This is a genomic window from Bacillus sp. AL-1R (assembly GCF_052180195.1).
Taxonomy (GTDB): Bacteria; Bacillota; Bacilli; order Bacillales; family Bacillaceae_G; genus Gottfriedia.
Window position 1 is genome coordinate 656,258 of record NZ_CP197469.1, and the last position, 19,034, is coordinate 675,291.

The window sequence follows — 19,034 nt, forward strand, 5'->3', positions numbered from 1 at the left end:
CTCATATACCTCCCAATAAAATTAAATTAATTAGGTCTCTTAACTATCAATATGTCAAAATATTAGCCTAAATGAAAAGGTAGATCTCAAAAATGAGAGCTACCTTTTTATTCTAGTTAAAGTGAATTAACTTCCTCAGTTGAGATTACTTTCTTATTTGCTTGTTTTTTGTGCAACCATTGATAAATAATTGGTATTACTAAAAAGCTATTTAAGGTAGAAGTGATCATTCCACCGATAACAACAATTCCTAATGTCTGTGAAATGACAGTATCACTTTGATGTGAAAATGCTAGTGGTATTAAAGTTAAAATAGTCGTAGCTGCCGTAATTATGATTGGTCTAATCCTTGAAAGGCTACCAGAAATAATGGCCTCTTCAGTATTCATTCCGTTTTTTCGATTACGCTCAATCTTATCAACTAGTACAATCCCATTTGTCACTACAATTCCTGTTAACATTAAGACCCCGATTAGTGCTGCTAAATCCCACTCTCCACCCACTATTACTAAAGAGATAACAACACCACTTAATGCTAGTGGGATACTTAATAATACTGAAATTGGGGCTCTCCATCCCTTAAATAATGATGAAGTAATGACCATAACTAAAAGTATTGAGAAGGCTACGGCAATTGACATATCAAAAATCATTTCTTTAACTTGTTGAGTGATACCTCCCATTGAGTAACTGACTCCTTTTGGAAGAGCTTGCTTACTAATGACGTCATCAACTTGTTTTGAAACTTTACTAATATCATTTGAAGTTATTTGTCCTGTAACGATTGAATAAGGCTCGCCATTCCGTTCATTAATCGTTGAAGGGGTAGTATCTTGCGTAATAGATGCAATTTGTGCAAGTTTGACGGTTTTATTATTGCTTGTTAGGAATGTTTCATTTTTAAGGGAATCAATTACATCTTCTGGCGATGCATTTAATTGAATTTGCGTATTCCCACTACTAATTTGATCAAGATACATATCAACTGGCAGACTTACATGATCAACTACAAATGTAGCATCTTTAGCCTGTGACATATACCGGTTAATTACTTTCATTACATCTGCTAATTGAATGCCATTTTGTTCAATTTCTTGTTGGTTGAATATAATTTTATATTTTGGAAGACCAGATGTTAAATCTACTTTTCCATCGACGCTGAGCCCGTTAATTTTAACAAGTTTTGATCTCATTTGATCTGCAATTTTGTCTAGTGTTGTTTGATCAGAGCCTTTAAAGATGACTTTCAATAAAGAATCATCACCGGCAATATTTTGACTTGATACAGTATAAGCTACATTTTTAGATAATTGTGGTAGTTGTTTGCTAAGTACTTTAATAAGTTGGTCCGAGTCCTTTTCGTTCTTTAAGGAAACAGAAAGATTCGCTACATTAGGCTTTTGTAGAAAACCACCGCCTTGGTCGAATACATCATCACTTTGTGGCGTATTTGTAGAACCAAAGTTAGCTATATAAGATTTTATTTTAGGATTATTTTTTAAATGATTTTCTACCTTTTGAACCTCGGAATCTACTTGCATTAATGTACTTCCTTGGGGTAATTCAAGTTTAATCGCCACTTGACCGGTTTTAGCACTTGGTAGGAATGATACTGGTAAGAATGAACCAAATGCTACTGCAAAAATAAATAGTAAAGCTGAAATGAAAATTGTAAGTTTTTTCTTTTTTAATGATGTTAATAAGATCGGTTTCATTATTGGTTCTAAAGAAATAGCTTTTGTTTTCTTTTTATTATTTGTCCAACCCATTAGCGCAAGTGCTGGAATAACAAGAATTGCTACAAAGAACGATATAATTAGAGAGATAACAACAGACCATGCAAAACCACTATAAGAACCACTAATAGCTCCACCTACAAAGGCAATTGGTATGTAAACAGCAATTGTCGTAAGTGTAGAAGCTAAAATTGCAGGTGTCATTTCATAAACTGCCGAACTCAATACAAACAATAATGATTTATCAGGATTTTGTTCTCTTTTACGGTACATATTATCAAGGATAACGATGGAATCATCAACAATTCGACCCATTGCAACAATTAAACCAGATACGGTTAAAATATTAAGTGTAATACCCATTGATTTTAAGATAGCTGTTGTTGCTAATAAAGAAATTGGTAATGAGATCGCAATGACTAATGTTGATTTTACATTACGGAAGAAGATAAGTACGCAAATCATTGAGAAAAGACATCCAAGTAAACCTTCACGGATCAATCCGTTTAATGAATCATTTAATTCTTTTTCACGATCTAATTGAGTTGTTAATTTTACTGTACCATCTTTTACTTGTTGTAAACTTTGAATTCTTTCGTTCACATTTTTTGCCACATCTGTAATGTTAGCACTTTGTGTTTTAATAACATTTAATTGAACACTTGCCTTTCCATCTGTTCTTGCAATCGTTTTTACATCATTTAGTGCATGAGTAACGGTCGCAAATGCTGAAAGTGGAATTTGATCACCATCTGAATTTTTGATTTTTATATCATTTAATTGTTTAACAGTTAAATTCCATCCTTCAAATTTAACTGGAATAGACATTTGATTTTGTAAAATCGTTCCTTCAGGTAAGGATGGAACTGAAATAGCTAAAGCTTTATTTAAGTCATCTAGAGTAAGTTTATTTTTTGCTAGCTCTTTCGTTCTAACGGTTAATACATATCCGTCTTTTGCACCACCAAAAACCGATACATCGGATACACCAGGAACTGTTTTAAGATGCTGTACAATGTCCATTTGTGTTACTGATTTTAAAGTATTATCATCTAATTTATCACTAGTTAGACTGTAAGTTAATATAGGGAATGAACTAGTTGTAAGTCTAGTAACTAGAGGTTTAGATGTAATTGACGGAGGGATATCTGCGTTTTCTAAGGCCTTATTTACATCGATTTCGGCTTGTTTCATATCTGTATTCATTGGGAAATACAGACTCATAAAAACACCACCATCATAGGAGCTAGTTTCAATATCCTGTAAGCCTTCTGTTGTTCTTACAGCACTTTCTAGATTTGTGGTAATATTTTGTTTTACTTGATCGGCCTGGTACATAGGTAGACGCATGCTTACAGTAAGAGTTGAATTGTTTATACCTGGTAAATAATCGCGTTGCATTTGGTAAGCTGAAATAGCACCCCAAGTTACGATCATAACGACGCAAACAATCATTAAAATTGCTCTTTGCATGGTCCCTTCTATAAATTTTTTCATCTTAAACCTCCTATATATCTATTTTAGATTGAAAATTATTTCATAAATCAACTCTATGTCATTGTAAAATTCCAAACTGAAACTTTAATGAATAATCAATTAAAAAAAGATTAAAATGCTAAAAATACGAATCAAAAGTTCTATAATGGCATGTATATAAGGAACTTCTAGGACTAGAATCAGTCTAATAGAAGGAGTTTTTTTGAGACACTAAAACTATTAATAGAAATTGGTGAGTTAAATGAAGAAAATTTTAATTATTGAGGATGAAGTAAATATAGCTCGAGTTTTAAAATTAGAAATAGAATATGAGGGTTATGAAGTGTTGGTCGAGCATAACGGAAAAGCTGGTTTAGAGACGGCTTTAAGTAATAATGTCGATCTAATTTTATTAGATGTTATGTTACCTGAACTGAGTGGAATCGAAGTATTAAGGAGAATAAGAAATACAAGTCAATTTGTGCCCGTAATTTTATTAACTGCTAGGGATACTACACATGATAAGATTATCGGACTCGATTATGGTGCAAATGATTATATTACGAAGCCATTTGAAATCGAAGAAGTATTAGCAAGAATCCGTTCATGTCTACGATCAAGTAATCTTGTTCATGAATTTAAGAAAAGCGAAGAAGAAGATCCCACTTTAACGATTGAAGATTTAGTTGTTAATTTGGAAGCTAGAGAAGTAAAGCGAAATGATAGAGTCATTTCTTTAACACCAAAAGAGTATGATTTATTAGTTTATCTTTTAACGAATCAGAATAAAATTTTGACAAGAGAAGGCATTATAACAACTGTTTGGGGCTATGAGTATGAAGGGGAGACAAATGTTGTTGACGTGTACATTAGGCATTTAAGAAAGAAAATTGAAGAGGACTTTGATGTTCCTTTAATTCGAACTATACGGGGCGTGGGGTACACAATGAGGAAGGGTTAAGATGAAAATAACGACTAAAATAAATTTGCTAATTACTTCATGGATCTTAATCATTCTGGTTTTTATTAACGGGTTAGTCTTTTATTTGTTTATGAAAACGACTGTCAATATGGAAGAGCATGTTGTGAGTCAAAAGGCTCATGAAATCTTAAAAAAACAAGATATTCCTATTACATTAAAGGTAAACGATGAAGCATTATATCCATTTATATCTAATCATTCTTATATTCGAATTATTGATTCAAACTCAAAAATTGTGACAGAAATTAGTAATGATAAACTACTGAACCGCATTAAACCTAAGTTCACTAGAAAAGAAGAAACGAAGCTAATCCCTTTTAGTGAGCATCAAAATATAGTTGTACGTGTACCAATTTTGCAAGACCAAAAAGTCATTGGAACGTTAGAAATTGCAGAGTTGCTAGTAGGACTTGAGGGGCGAAAAGATATGCTATTAACAATAATGGCAATCGTAACGCTTGTTTCCGCTGTTTTATCAATGATGGCTGGAAGATGGTTAACTCGTATCATAATGAACCCAATTACATCTATGATCATTACGATGGAAGATATTGAGAAAAGTGGAGTTCCTAAAAAGATTTTAATAAAAAATGAAACAAAGGATGAATTGCACAAAATGGCAAGCACCTTTAATCGAATGATTAGTAGGCTTCAAGACAGCATTGAAAAACAGAAGCAGTTTGTTTCGGATGCATCACATGAGTTAAAAACTCCTATTACAGTTATTAGTAGCTATGCAAACTTATTAAGAAGACGTGGTTTTAAAAACGAGGAAATGGCGACTGAAGTAATTGAGACGATTTATTCTGAAGCCCACCGTATGCAAGATTTAACAAAGACGTTATTATCTTTAGCTGAATCGGAACATTTAAAGAATATCGAAATGAATCCAGTCGATCTAGTTGCTTTGTGTAATTCAACGCTAGTACAACTGCAAAATGTGTATAAGCGAGAAATTACTTTACATGCACAAAAACAGAAAATATTTATTAAAGGAAATGAGCTTAAGATTAAACAAGTTATTATTATTTTTTTAGATAATGCTATAAAATACAGTACTGAAAAAATAGAAGTAATTATTAGCTGTACTAGTGAAACTGTTATTCTTCAAATAAAAGATAATGGGATCGGAATTCGAGAGGAAGAATTAGAAAATATTTTCGAACGATTTTATCGAGTTGATAAAGCGCGTAGCCGTGGCGTTAGTGGTGGCACTGGGCTTGGTCTTTCAATTGCTAAAAATATAATTAACTTGCATAACGGGAAAATTAATATAAAAAGTGTTGAAAATGTAGGAACGGAAGTAGAGGTAGTATTTCCACTAGATGAGTAAGTGAAAATAATCAGTATATGAGTATTGAAAATTGAGGTTTTAATATGAACGAAATCATCCATTTATTAAATGAATATGGTTATATTATCTTATTTTTATCATTAATGTTGGAATTAATCATCGTTCCAATACCGAATGAAGCATTAATGAGTTATGTAGGTGTTTTATGTTTTCATGGGGAAATGAATATTGTAATATCCATTATTGCTGCAGGACTTGGAGGAGTAGCTGGGGTAACCATTTCCTACTGGTTAGGATATAAACTTGGTACGCCTTTCTTTCGTAAATTTGGTCATTATATCCATATGGGCCCAGAAAAGATGGAGAAGATGTCAAAATGGTACGAAAAATATGGAAAGGTATTATTATTAGTATCTTTCTTTATTCCGGGAATTAGACATTTCGCAAGCATTATTTCTGGAATCATTAAATTACCATATCGATCCTTTGCTATTTTTTCCTATATAGGTGTCTTTCTTTGGATTGGAACCTTTATTTGGTTAGGACAGGCTATGGGACCTAAATGGGATATCTATCAAACAGAAATTAAAAAGTGGTTAGTATTAGGTAGTATATTATTAGGATTTATAGTGCTCGCTTTTTTTGTTGTTAAAGCAAATAAAAAAATAATTAAAGAGTCATTACTACTAATTTTTGAATCAAGTTTCAAGAGATTTAAAAGCTTTATGAAAATAAAATTGATTATCTTAATCTGTTTAACTTTTTTCGTTACATTTTTTATCTTAATGGTCGGGTTAATTCAAGATACAATAAGCAATGAATTTGATAAATTCAATTTTATATTCATGACTATTGTTTTTAATTTATTTAATCAAAATTGGCACGGAAGTTTGAATTTTATTTATTCATTGTCGAATTGGAAGGATTTAGTGACGATTTCGTTTGCCACAATCTTAGTAATCGTGATAAATAACAAAAATAAATGGCTTGAATTGGTCTTTTTTATCGCTAGTTTAGCTGGAATTCTTATACTATCCAAGGGGATTCCTTGGATGTTCAACTTTATGCTCGGAGATCATGTAAGTAAAAACTTTCCTAATGAAAAGTCTATGTTGATTTTGACAGTATTAGGTTACTTCCTTATTATGGTGATTCGACATAATAAAGCTTATTTACTTAATATCGTAATGTTCTTCAGTTTTATTTTTGTTGTTTTACTATTTTCTGTAAGCAGTGTCTATTTGCACCAAAATTTACCTAGTGACATTGCTGCTGGGTATGTATTCAGTTTAGTTTGGTTAAGTGGACTCATATTCTCACTAGAATTGTTTCGATTTGTATCGTTGTTAAAAAAGAATATGCGTGAGGAAAAATTTTAAAAACGTAAATCAAATAAACATTCATTATTTAAAATCTTGATCAAGAATCCGTATTAGTAAACTACCACGGGTTCTTGATTTTTTTAGTAATAAATTACATGATATTGTTCTCAAGCCATGAGTAATCAGCCTGATAAAGCAATTGAATTAAATCTAAAATTTAGATCAATCGTCTAACTTATAAAAAGTAATTAAGTAACATAATTTGTTATTTAATTACTTTTTTGTTTTGATTTATTATGTTCCAAACCCGCCAAAAGCAAAAACAACATATAAAGTTGTAAATTTAGAGGAAATACTAGAATGGTTAGGATTAAAATAGAAAACAACCCTAAGTTAAATCGAATATAAAATTAAATCACTAATTTAAAAAACATTACATCAATAATCAATTAAAATGTAACCATGAACGGTCCCGTAAAACTGTTCATGGTTTTTAATACTAGAATCTACTTTTAGTAATATCAGAAATAGCACGATATAGAATGTCTAACATATCGTCAAGCTCCGATTCCTTTGAAGCTAATGGAGGCATAAATACAATGACATTTCCAAGCGGACGGGTGAGTAGTCCGAGCTCTTTTGCTCTTTTGGTTACTTTCACACCGATGCGTTCGTTCCAATGGAAAGCTTCTTTAGTATCCTTTGATTTTACTAGTTCAATTCCAATCATCAGGCCACTTTGACGTATGTCTCCTACATGTTTTAACTCATTAAATTGCACCAGTTTCTCTTGGACATATGATGAGATTGTTTCGACATGTTGTAATAACTTTGTTTTATTAAATAGATCTAGATTCGCCAATGCTACAGCGCACCCAAGAGGGTTACCTGTATAACTGTGACCATGGAAGAACGTTTTTTGTTCTTCGTATGTACCTAAAAATGCTTCATAAATTCTGTTTGTTGTTAAAGTTGCTGCTACTGGTAAATACCCACCTGTTAGCCCTTTTCCGCAAGTTAAAATGTCTGGTGTAACTCCTTCTAGCTCACAAGCAAACATTTTACCGGTACGTCCAAATCCTGTTGCAACTTCATCAGCAATTAACAATACATCATATTTTAAACATAATTCCTGTATTGCTTTTAAATACCCCTTTGGCATGACAATAATTCCGCTTGCTCCTTGAACAATTGGTTCAATAATTAATGCCGCAATTGAATTAGCCTTTTCGATGAATAAATTTTCAACTTCGGCTAAATAGGAATGTATGATTTCTTCTTCGGTTCCCTCATATTTTGAACGATAAAGATGTGGATAGGAAACCTTTATACTTGGGAACATTAATTCGTTATATGCTTGATGAAACAAGTCTATTGCCCCTACGGACACTGCTCCGATTGTATCTCCGTGATAAGCTTCCTTCATCGTAACAAACGTATTTTTATCCGATCTCCCTATGTTTTTCCAATATTGATAGGCCATTTTAATCGCAATTTCTACAGAAGTAGCTCCAGAGTCTGAATAAAATACTTTCTCTAAGCCACTAGGAGAAATTTCTACTAGTCTTTCTGCTAAAAGAATCGCAGGTATATTAGCCATTCCTAGAAGGGTAGAGTGGGCAACCTTTTCTAGTTGTTCATGAATTGCTTCATTTAATTCTTGAATATTATGACCATGAACATTTAACCAAATAGAGGATACACCATCGTAATATTCATTGCCTAAAACATCATATAGTTTTCGATCTTTACCATGTGAAATAATTAGTGGATCTTCGTTTAAATAATCCTTCATTTGGGTGAATGGGTGCCAAAGATACTGTTTATTTTTTTTAGATAAGTCTTGATAGAGTTCATGATTCATATATATATTCCCCCTTGTGTTTATATGTTAACCTAATTTTATAGTTTAGTTGACATATATTTCAATTGCATGTTAATTTAATTTTGTGAGTTTGTCAAATTTTGCAAATTTATAAAACTCATAAACTAATAGGGGGGATACTATGCAAAATAGGACACTATCATTAACAGTAATCTCATTATTTGCCTCACTAACTTCGATTGGTGCCTTTATAAAAATTCCGTTACCAGTGATTCCTTTTACGCTTCAAATACTTTTCGTATTTTTAGCAGGATGCCTTTTAGGAAGTAAAAGAGGAATGATGAGTCAACTACTGTATGTTGGAATTGGATTAATCGGAATACCTGTATTTGCTTCAGGGGGCGGACCTGAATATGTTTTAAAACCAACATTTGGCTATTTAATCGGTTTTATCGTTGCCGCGTTTGTCATCGGATTGATCATTGAAAAAACGAAAAAACCGAAGCTTAAGAATTTTATTTTTGCTAATGTAATCGGTTTAATTATTGTCTATATTCTAGGCATTACATATGTATACATTTCATTAAATACTTGGTTAGATAGTCCTATTTCATTAAAAGCAGTTCTAATGATGGGACTTGTATATAGTATTGGGCAAGATTTGTTACTAGCTGTCTTTGGAGGAGTGTTGGCAGTGCGACTACATTCTCATTTTGCAAAAGCTAGAGAAAACGAAAAAAAGGTGGCTGCTTAAGATGGGAAAAGGATATTTTGTAACCGGTATCGATACGAATATTGGAAAAACTTATGTAACTGCTCAAATGGTGAATTGTTTGCAGAACAAAGGAATCGATGCAATACCTTATAAACCAATTCAAAGTGGAGTAGTTAATGTTAATAATACGGTCATAGGGGAAGACGTAGCCTTTTATAAAGAAAAGCTAGCACTAACAGAAGATCATGATTACTACAGTACATATACAATGAAAACACCTGTTTCACCACATTTAGCTAGTAAACTAGAAGATGTTTTGATTGATGAACAAGTTATATTAGAAAAATATAAGCAATTAGAAAATAAGCATGATGTTGTTTTTGTTGAAGGAGCGGGTGGAGTTGCAGTTCCGTTAAAAGAAAATTTTGGAACGATTGATTTAATTAAGCTATTAAACTTACCAGTCATCCTTGTTACATCATTAAAGCTAGGAACAATTAATCATACTGTATTAACAACTGAATATTTAAAATCACACCAAATTAATCTAATGGGATTACTAATTAATAAAGTACCATCAGTTATGGGTGAAATGGAAAAAGATAATTTAATAATGCTAGAAAAACTAACAGGTCATGATGTTCTAGGTGTTATACCGGAACAGTCAGACTTTTTTACAGAAGATCATATTTTTGAAATTCAACAATTACTGACGAAATAATGAATGAAATGGAGCGATACAAAGTGAATTGGACAAATTTGGCACATGAAGTTATTTTAGGTAAGGAAATTTCAGACGAAGAAGCATTAAGTATATTATCATGTGAAGATGATGAATTACTTTCACTTTTACAAGGTGCGTTTATCATTAGGAAACACTATTATGGAAAAAAAGTTAAACTGAATATGATCATTAATGCGAAAAGTGGTTATTGTCCCGAGGATTGCGGCTATTGTTCTCAGTCTTCAATTTCAAGTGCACCAATTGAGAAATATCCTTTTTTATCTAAAGAAGAAATTCTTGAAGGTGCAAAGCGTGCCTTTGAATTAAAAGCAGGGACATATTGCATTGTTGCAAGTGGGCGCGGACCGACGAATCGAGATGTAAATGTTGTTACTGAGGCGGTTAAGGAAATTAAAGAATTATATGGTATGAAAGTATGTGCTTGCTTAGGACTTATTAAAGATCATCAAGCAAGTGAGCTTAAAGAAGCAGGTGTTGACCGATATAATCACAATTTAAATACATCAGCTGAGCACCATAATTATATTACCACAACTCATACATATCAGGATCGAATCGATACAGTTGAGAAAGTTAAAAAATCAGGTATATCACCTTGCTCTGGAGCCATTATTGGGATGAAAGAAACAAAACAAGATGTTATTTCAATCGCAAGGTCATTACGACAATTAGATGCAGACTCCATTCCAGTAAACTTTCTACATGCTATTAATGGAACGAAACTAGAAGGTGTGAACGAATTAAATCCGCGCTACTGCTTAAAAGTATTGGCGCTATTCCGATTTATAAATCCAACGAAAGAAATTCGAATTTCTGGTGGACGTGAAGTAAATCTACGTAGTTTACAACCATTAGGACTTTATGCCGCAAATAGTATTTTTATAGGAGATTATTTGACTACTGAGGGGCAGGAGACAAATAGTGATCATGCAATGCTAGAAGATTTAGGATTTGAGATTGAGTTGGTGGAAAAACAGGAGAAGATGTTCTGTTGATTAATTTAAGTATTAAGATGCTAATGCTTCAATAAAAAAAGGGATTGAACTAGTTCTTGAACTGCAAGAAATATTGCTGTATTAATAAAATAATTGAAAATAAAAAAGCAGAAAAACATGTATGAGTTTTCTGCTTTTTTATTGGTTTTGCTCTTCTATTCGAGTTATTCTCCTATAGTTTGAACAAATCGATATAAACCAAATTAAAATTATATTCTAGATAAAATTTCCCCACTAATTGCTCCTACAAGTACAATAATCCATGGTGGTAATTTTATAATTACTAACATACTAAATAAGATTGCTACGATTAGTAAGTCAAAAATAGAAAAAACAGAGCTGATCCATATTGGATTAAAAAAAGCTGAAATTAAGATTCCAACTACTGCGGCGTTTATGCCTAATAAAGCTCTCCTTAATTTCGAACTACGACGCATACTAGACCAAAATGGGAGAGTACCTATAATAAGTAGGAAAGCAGGTAAAAAGATGGCAATCGTTGCAATAATACCTCCTCGAAAGCCCACCATTATAGTTCCTAAATAGGCTGCAAATGTAAATAATGGTCCAGGTACAGCCTGCGTGACACCATATCCAGCCAAAAATGTTTCTTTGCTTAGCCATCCAGTAGGAACAAACTCACGTTCAAGTAAAGGGAGAACAACATGACCTCCACCAAATACCATTGATCCTGCTCTGTAAAAACTATCAAATATAGAAATCCATATTGACGATGTAAATGAACTAAATAAAGGTAATAAAACTAATAATAAAAAAAATAAAGCTAAACAAAAGATTGAAATCTTTTTTGATATATTCGTAATTAATGTAGTTTTATCATTATTTTCATTATCCTGATATAGAAAATATCCTACAATTGAAGAAATTAAAATGACAGCAATTTGAGTGAATGTCGTTTGCCATATTAGTGTAGCCATCATTGCAAACAAAGCAAGAGCTTTCCTTTTTAAATCAGGGGTCAAGTTCTTCACCATGCCTAAAATAGCTTGTGCAACAATCGGCACCGCAACCAATTTTAATCCATGGATCCAACCGGAGTTTTTTATATCTATGTCTTGTAGTAATGATGCAAATAATATAAGTACAATTACTGATGGTAATGTAAATCCAATAAATGAAACAATGCCACCTAAGACTCCTGCACGCATTACGCCAATACCAATGCCAACTTGGCTACTTGCCGGTCCAGGTAAAAATTGTGACAAAGCTACTAAGTCAGCATAGTTTTGGTCATCAATCCACTTTTTCCTTCTTACATATTCTTCATGAAAATAACCTAAATGTGCAATCGGTCCACCAAAAGAAGTTAAGCCCAGTTTAGTAGATACCATAAGTATTTCTAACAATAGATATAACCTATTATTTTTATGATTAGAATTCATATTTCCTCCAACAATTTATACATGGAAATAGTATAGGGTAAATCCACTGATAAACCAATGACTTCTGAAGAAAATATAGAAAAGATTAACAATCGAGGCTATTCTATACTATTTATTTGAAAAAGATACAACTTTCTAATTCATAAACAAAGTTACAGGCATTGGCATAATATCTGTTAAACTTTAAATAAACTGAATAAAGTAAGGAGAAAAATAGAGATGGAAAGAATTGATATACAGTCATATATAGAAAATTATCCATTGTTAAAAAAACTTATTAAATTAGAGGAATATCTTTGGTTCAATCCAAATTTTGAGACGTTTCAAAAAGCAATTAAAAAATCACCTCTTACTCAAGATGATGTAAACGACGCAGAAGAACGATTAAAAAGGTTTGCCCCATATATTTCAAAGGTTTTTCCGGAAACAAAAGATACAAATGGCATGATTGAGTCGCCTTTAGAACAAATTCCTTCTATGAAACAATCGTTAGAAAAAGAATTCCAACAAACTATATTAGGAGAATTATTTTTAAAATGTGATAGTCATTTACCGATATCAGGCTCAATTAAAGCAAGAGGTGGCATTTATGAAATATTAAAGCATGCTGAAAGTCTAGCTATAAAGCATCAACTATTAACGATTGAAGATGATTACTCAAAAATAGATAGTGATATTTTTAGAGATTTTTTCTCTAACTACTCAATTGCTGTAGGGTCTACAGGTAATTTAGGTTTGAGCATTGGCATTATTAGTGCAAAGTTAGGTTTTAAAGTAACAGTACATATGTCAGCAGATGCAAAGCAATGGAAAAAGGACTTGCTTAGAAGTAAAAACGTAAATGTTATTGAGTACGAGGCGGATTATAGTAAGGCAGTAGAAGAAGGACGAATTCAAGCCAAAGCAGATCCAAATTGTTATTTTGTAGACGATGAGAATTCAAAAGATTTATTTTTAGGCTATGCAGTAGCAGCTTCACGTTTAAAAAAGCAGTTTGATGAATTAGACATTACTATTGATGAAAACCACCCATTATTTGTCTATTTACCTTGCGGTGTTGGAGGAGGACCTGGTGGTGTCGCATTTGGATTAAAACTATTATTTAAAGATAATGTTCATGTCTTTTTTGCCGAGCCAACTCATTCTCCTTGTATGTTGATTGGATTAATGACAGGACTTCACGATCAAGTTTCTGTACAAGACTTTGGTATTGATAATAAAACGGATGCAGATGGATTAGCTGTAGGGAGACCATCTGGCTTTGTAGGAAAAATTATTGAGCCTTTTTTAAGCGGTAGCTATACAATTTGTGATGAAAAACTATATACGATGTTAAAAGATTTAGTAGATTTTGAGGATCTGTATTTAGAACCGTCAGCACTAGCAGGTATGATTGGCCCGATTAAATTATTTAAAGAAGGTCAAAATTATTTGTTAAAAAATAATTTATTAAAAAAAATGGAAAATAGTACCCATGTCATTTGGGGGACAGGTGGTAGTATGGTCCCTGAAAAAATGATGAAAGAGTACTATCAAAAAGGCTCTCTTTTTAAATAAAATAAATAGTGCAAAATTTTATTATTCGTTAAAAAGTGAAAAAATTCTTTTAATGCAGAATAATATGACATATATTTGTATATGTAAATAAGTTTTCTATTTAGATTTTGACGCAAGATATTTTCTTTTTAATTGGTTCTGTTTAAAAATTGTTAAATTACTATAAAAAGCCATTCCGTCATGAACGGACTGGCTTCAGTGCATTTTGTATAATACCCATTAGGGTATTGGAATACTCGGTTTTATCTAAATCAACTTAAACAGAGCATCCGATTAAAAAGCACAAAACATATTCTCATTAGGAGCGATAAAATTGAATTTAGAAAAGTATTTTTCACAATTTAGAAAAGAGATTATTGGAAATGAAAAAACATTCTTATCGCCATTTGGTGAAAAGAAAATTATTTATTTAGATTGGGCTGCTAGTGGTAGGTTATATGGACCTGTTGAAGAAAAATTGCTTTCTACTTTTGGGCCTTATGTTGCAAATACGCATACGGAATCAAATATAACTGGAAGTACGATGACGAATTGTTATCATGAAGCATTACAGATCATAAAAGAACATGTTAATGCAAGCGCTTCCGACACAATCATAACAGATGGATCAGGAATGACTGGCGTTATGAATAAGTTTCAACGAATTTTAGGGTTAAAAATACATGAAAATTTCCATTTTCGTTTAAGTATACCTGAGGAAGAAAGACCAGTTGTTTTTATAACAAGTATGGAGCATCATAGCAATCATACTTCGTGGTTGGAAACGATTTGTGATGTAGAAGTTGTACCTAATTGTACTAATCATGTCGTCGATTTAAACTATTTAAGAAATCGACTTGAGTTTTATAAAAATAAACGAAAATTGATTGGATCCTTTAGTGCTTGTTCCAATGTATCTGGGTTAATTACACCTTATCATAAGCTAGCTAGACTTATGCATGAATATAATGGCGTTTGTTTTGTGGATTTCTCAGCTTCTGCACCATATGTTGACATCGATATGCATCCTAGTGATCCGATGGAAAAACTTGATGCCATTCTGTTTTCACCACACAAGTTTTTAGGAGGACCAGGTAGCAGTGGAGTTTTAATATTTGATTCGTCGATGTACCAAAATAAAATACCAGATCATCCAGGCGGGGGAACTGTTGAATGGACAAATCCGTGGGGAGAGAAAAAATACATTAACAATATTCGTGAAAGAGAAGATGGAGGTACGCCAGGATTTCTGCAAACGATTAGAACAGCTCTTGCAATTAAAGTAAAAAATGCAATGGGAACAGCGAATATATTAAATCGTGAAGAAGAATTGGCACACATCGTATTAGATGAGCTCAGAACAATTGAAAATGTAGTGTTACTTGAAGATTCTAGTAATCCACGGTTAGGTTTTTATTCTTTTTATTTAAAAGATATTCATCATAATTTAGTCGTTAGATTATTAAATGATCGCTACGGAATTCAAGTACGAGGTGGTTGTTCATGTGCGGGTACTTATGGTCATATGCTACTGAATATTACAAGAGAAATGTCTAAAGCAATAACAGATGAAATCGATAATGGTAATATTAGCGTAAAGCCGGGATGGATTCGCATGAGTGTTCATCCAACGACTACTAATGAAGAAGTCGTTATATTTACTAATGCTTTAAGAGACATTATTCAAAACATTGGAGAATGGTCTAAAGATTATATTTATTTAAAAGAGAAAAATGATTTTATTCATAAAGACGAAGCAGTTATGGAAGTCGGTACTTATTTTGAGATTGAAACGGCAGTGAAATCTTAAATTCTCAAAGTAGCCTGTGAAAAAAGATCACATTATGATGATCTTTTTTTGTCCACTTTTAACTCCCTTAAAGAAGTCTAATTCATATAAAATCAAATGATTGACAATATACCCAGAGGGGTATATATTTTAATTAAGAATATTGCACATATATTCTAGAATAATGGTTAGGCTTAGTTTTATAAGTTAGGGGTGATTTAATGAAATATGATGATCCAGTAAAAAATAGAGTAAAGCGAATTGAGGGACAGATTCGTGGGATTTTAAAAATGATGGAAGAAGACAAAGATTGTAAAGATGTCATTACTCAGTTATCAGCAGTTAAATCAGCTTTGGATCGTACGATTGGCGTGATTGTAAGCTCAAACTTAGTTGATTGTGTCCGAAATGCGAATGAAAACGGGCAAGATGCTGAAGATTTAGTGAAAGAAGCAGTAAATTTACTTGTAAAAAGTAGATAAATTGTGTTTGACACTATTTTTTATTTTTAACATTCTATACCCATAGGGGTAATAGTATATATAAAATATATTTTTTGTTTCGTAATATACCCTATTGGGTATAAAGAACGAGGGGGAGAAGGAATATGGCAACTAAGAAAACAAATATCATTTTATTTAGTGGAGATTATGACAAAGCAATGGCCGCCTATATTATTGCGAACGGTGCAGCAGCTTTTGATCATGAAGTAACTATTTTTCATACATTTTGGGGATTAAATGCTTTACGAAAAGGTGAACATGTTGCAACAAAAAAAGGTTTTATTGAAAAGATGTTCGGAAAGATGATGCCTAGAGGTGCTGATAAAATGGGGCTTTCTAAAATGAATTTTGCTGGTTTTGGACCAAAGATGATTAAGGATATTATTAAAAAGCATAATGCATTGCCTTTACCACAATTAATTGAAATGGCCCAAGAACAAGACATAAATTTAGTAGCTTGTACAATGACAATGGATCTGTTAGGTCTACAAACAGAAGAGCTATTAGAAAATATTCAGTATGCTGGTGTTGCAGCTTATATTGGTGAAGCAGAAGAAGGTCAGGTTAATTTATTCATTTAATTAGAAAGGATTTGAAGAACATGAAAGAAATTAGTGCGATTGAGCTTGAACATGAATTGAAAACTGGGAAAGACGTAATGATTATCGATGTTCGTGAAGTAGATGAAGTTGCAGCTGGGAAAATCCCTGAAGCTATTCATATTCCACTTGGATTAATCGAATTTCGATTACATGAATTAGATAAAACAAAGGAATATATTATGGTTTGTCGTTCAGGTGCTAGAAGTGGCCGTGCAACAGAATTCCTTCAATCTCAAGGGTTTAATGTTAAAAATATGGTAGGCGGAATGCTTTCTTGGGAAGGGAATGTAGTTTAATTTTTTTTGATCAAATAAATACCCTTGGTGGTATTCTAAGTGCGGAGGTTATAATATGGAGTTCATTAAAACAAATATGAAATTAGATGCAAAAGGATTAGCTTGTCCAATGCCAATTGTAAAGACTAGAAAAGCAATGAAGGAATTAGAAAATGGGCAAGTGATCGAGGTTCAGGCAACTGACAAAGGTTCAAAAGCAGATATTAAAGCTTGGGCGGAAAGCACTGGAAATCAATACTTAGGAACAATCGAAAATGGTGAAGTATTACTTCATTATTTAAGAAAATCTTCAGATGAAAATACAATTGAAAAAATATTTGAAAACGTCATTACGAACGATCAATTAAGTCAAAAGCTACAAGACGAAAATACAATCGTTTTAGATGTAAGAGAAGAAGCTGAATTTGTATTTAATCATATACCAAATGCGGTATCGATCCCTTTAGGTGAATTGGAGAACCGTATGACAGAATTAAATAAAGAGCATGAAATATATATTGTTTGCAGAACAGGAAATCGTAGTGATCTTGCTGCTCAATTACTAGTTTTGAATGGTTTTACAAACGTATTTAATGTTGTACCTGGAATGTCTGAGTGGTCTTTTGAAACAGCAAGCATAAAAGGTTAATTTAATTTTTTTTGAAAAAAATTTATACTATAGGGGGTATTAAAAATGGCGGTCACATCAATGTCTGCAAAAGAGATTACAAAAAAAGTGTTTGATAAAGAAGCACTATTTATTTTAGATGTCAGAAATACTGACGATTATAATGATTGGAAAATAGAAGGTTCAAATTTTGAACATTTAAATATACCTTATTTTGATTTACTTGATGGGGTTGAAGACATCTTAGATAAAATTCCTACAAATACAGATGTTTTAGTTGTGTGTGCTAAAGAAGGATCATCCATCATGATTGCAGAGATGCTTTCAGATGCGGGACTAGACGTAGCTTACCTTAAAGGCGGAATGAAAGAGTGGAGTGAATATTTAGAACCAGTAAAAATTGCAGATTTGGATAATGGTGGAGAGTTATATCAATTTGTCAGAATCGGTAAGGGATGTTTATCTTACATGGTAATCTCAAATCATGAGGCTGCGATTATTGATTCGACTCGGATGACGGATATCTACATCGATTTTGCCAATGAGAGGAACGCGAAAATCACTCATGTATTTGATACTCACCTTCATGCAGACCATATTTCAGGTGGAAGAAAAATTGCTGAGATTACGGGTGCAACATACTGGTTACCGCCAAAGGACGCTAAAGAGGTCACTTTTGAATATAGTCCATTAGAAGATGGTAATAAGGTAATGATTGGTAAAACAGCAATCGTGCTTGAGGCTTTTTATTCACCAGGACATACAATCGGATCAACTTCATTTGTTATTGATGAAAAGTTCTTACTTTCTGGGGATATTTTATTTATCGATTCAATTGGAAGACCAGATCTTGCAGGAATGGCAGAGGATTGGGTGGGAGATTTACGCGAAACACTTTATAAAAAATACCGAAACTTATCACTTGAATTAGTCGTGCTTCCATCTCACTTTATGATGATTAGTGAATTGAACGAAGATGGTAGTGTTTATAAAAAACTAGGCTATTTATTTAATCAGAATCATGGATTGAACATTAAAAATGAAAGTGAATTTAGAAAGTTAGTAACTGAGAACTTACCACCACAACCAAACTCATATAAAGAAATCCGAGAAGCGAATATGGGGAAAATTAGTTTAAATGAAGAAAAACAGAGAGAAATGGAAATTGGTCCAAATCGCTGTGCAGTACGATAATGAGACTTGGAGGA

16 protein-coding genes are annotated in these 19,034 nt (G+C 32.5%); 13 read left to right on the plus strand and 3 right to left on the minus strand.

Annotation, left to right across the window (positions count from 1 at the left end; translation table 11 throughout):
* Positions 1-116: 116 nt before the first annotated feature.
* Entirely contained in the window at positions 117-3,233 is a 3,117-nt protein-coding gene (locus tag ACSBO6_RS03115; RefSeq protein WP_498844135.1) for an efflux RND transporter permease subunit, read from the minus strand.
* Positions 3,234-3,474: 241 nt separating this feature from the next.
* Here ACSBO6_RS03115 and ACSBO6_RS03120 point away from each other — a divergent pair, with 241 nt between their 5' ends.
* From ACSBO6_RS03120 to ACSBO6_RS03130, 3 genes are read left to right on the plus strand one after another with little or no spacing between them, the layout of a single operon-like run.
* Positions 3,475-4,173, plus strand: a complete 699-nt coding sequence (locus ACSBO6_RS03120) for a response regulator transcription factor (RefSeq protein WP_498844136.1) — start codon at positions 3,475-3,477, stop codon at positions 4,171-4,173.
* Position 4,174: 1 nt separating this feature from the next.
* Positions 4,175-5,527, plus strand: a complete 1,353-nt coding sequence (locus tag ACSBO6_RS03125) for a HAMP domain-containing sensor histidine kinase (protein ID WP_498844137.1) — start codon at positions 4,175-4,177, stop codon at positions 5,525-5,527.
* Between the two features lie 44 nt (positions 5,528-5,571).
* Complete coding sequence (locus tag ACSBO6_RS03130; RefSeq protein ID WP_498844138.1) at positions 5,572-6,867, plus strand: VTT domain-containing protein; 1,296 nt, start codon at positions 5,572-5,574, stop codon at positions 6,865-6,867.
* A 442-nt stretch (positions 6,868-7,309) separates the two neighbouring features.
* Here ACSBO6_RS03130 and bioA read toward each other — a convergent pair whose 3' ends face one another.
* Entirely contained in the window at positions 7,310-8,674 is a 1,365-nt protein-coding gene (gene bioA / locus ACSBO6_RS03135; RefSeq protein ID WP_498844139.1) for an adenosylmethionine--8-amino-7-oxononanoate transaminase, read from the minus strand.
* Between the two features lie 142 nt (positions 8,675-8,816).
* Here bioA and ACSBO6_RS03140 point away from each other — a divergent pair, with 142 nt between their 5' ends.
* Genes ACSBO6_RS03140 through bioB form a run of 3 tightly spaced genes read left to right on the plus strand, consistent with a single transcriptional unit; the run spans position 8,817 to position 11,090 of the window.
* Positions 8,817-9,389, plus strand: a complete 573-nt coding sequence (locus ACSBO6_RS03140) for a biotin transporter BioY (protein ID WP_498844140.1) — start codon at positions 8,817-8,819, stop codon at positions 9,387-9,389.
* Position 9,390: 1 nt separating this feature from the next.
* Positions 9,391-10,071 (plus strand): dethiobiotin synthase, encoded by a 681-nt coding sequence (gene bioD / locus ACSBO6_RS03145; RefSeq protein ID WP_098848513.1) that lies wholly within the window; start codon positions 9,391-9,393, stop codon positions 10,069-10,071.
* Between the two features lie 23 nt (positions 10,072-10,094).
* A complete protein-coding gene (bioB, locus tag ACSBO6_RS03150) occupies positions 10,095-11,090 on the plus strand; it encodes a biotin synthase BioB (RefSeq protein ID WP_498844141.1) in 996 nt (331 codons plus the stop codon).
* Positions 11,091-11,299: 209 nt separating this feature from the next.
* On the opposite strand, the gene ACSBO6_RS03155 is transcribed toward bioB, so the two are convergent.
* Positions 11,300-12,493 (minus strand): chromate transporter, encoded by a 1,194-nt coding sequence (locus ACSBO6_RS03155; protein WP_098848525.1) that lies wholly within the window; start codon positions 12,491-12,493, stop codon positions 11,300-11,302.
* A 219-nt stretch (positions 12,494-12,712) separates the two neighbouring features.
* On the opposite strand from ACSBO6_RS03155, the gene dsdA reads away from it, so the two are divergent.
* From dsdA to ACSBO6_RS03190, 7 genes are all read left to right on the plus strand, one after another.
* Positions 12,713-14,050 (plus strand): D-serine ammonia-lyase, encoded by a 1,338-nt coding sequence (gene dsdA, locus ACSBO6_RS03160; RefSeq protein ID WP_498844142.1) that lies wholly within the window; start codon positions 12,713-12,715, stop codon positions 14,048-14,050.
* A gap of 313 nt (positions 14,051-14,363) precedes the next feature.
* Positions 14,364-15,839 (plus strand): aminotransferase class V-fold PLP-dependent enzyme, encoded by a 1,476-nt coding sequence (locus ACSBO6_RS03165; protein ID WP_098848527.1) that lies wholly within the window; start codon positions 14,364-14,366, stop codon positions 15,837-15,839.
* Between the two features lie 200 nt (positions 15,840-16,039).
* Positions 16,040-16,300 carry a metal-sensitive transcriptional regulator gene (locus tag ACSBO6_RS03170; RefSeq protein ID WP_098848528.1) on the plus strand — a complete coding sequence of 87 codons (261 nt, stop codon included), beginning with the start codon at positions 16,040-16,042 and terminating at the stop codon, positions 16,298-16,300.
* Between the two features lie 125 nt (positions 16,301-16,425).
* The gene (locus ACSBO6_RS03175) at positions 16,426-16,902 is read left to right on the plus strand and encodes a DsrE/DsrF/DrsH-like family protein (RefSeq protein WP_098848529.1); all 477 of its coding nucleotides are present in this window, start codon (positions 16,426-16,428) and stop codon (positions 16,900-16,902) included.
* A gap of 20 nt (positions 16,903-16,922) precedes the next feature.
* Positions 16,923-17,219, plus strand: coding sequence for a rhodanese-like domain-containing protein (locus ACSBO6_RS03180; RefSeq protein ID WP_098848530.1), 297 nt, complete (start codon positions 16,923-16,925; stop codon positions 17,217-17,219).
* Between the two features lie 55 nt (positions 17,220-17,274).
* On the plus strand, positions 17,275-17,847 hold the full coding sequence (locus ACSBO6_RS03185) for a sulfurtransferase TusA family protein (protein ID WP_498844143.1): 573 nt from the start codon (positions 17,275-17,277) through the stop codon (positions 17,845-17,847).
* Between the two features lie 45 nt (positions 17,848-17,892).
* Positions 17,893-19,020, plus strand: a complete 1,128-nt coding sequence (locus tag ACSBO6_RS03190) for an MBL fold metallo-hydrolase (RefSeq protein WP_498844144.1) — start codon at positions 17,893-17,895, stop codon at positions 19,018-19,020.
* The last annotated feature ends 14 nt before the right edge of the window (positions 19,021-19,034 follow it).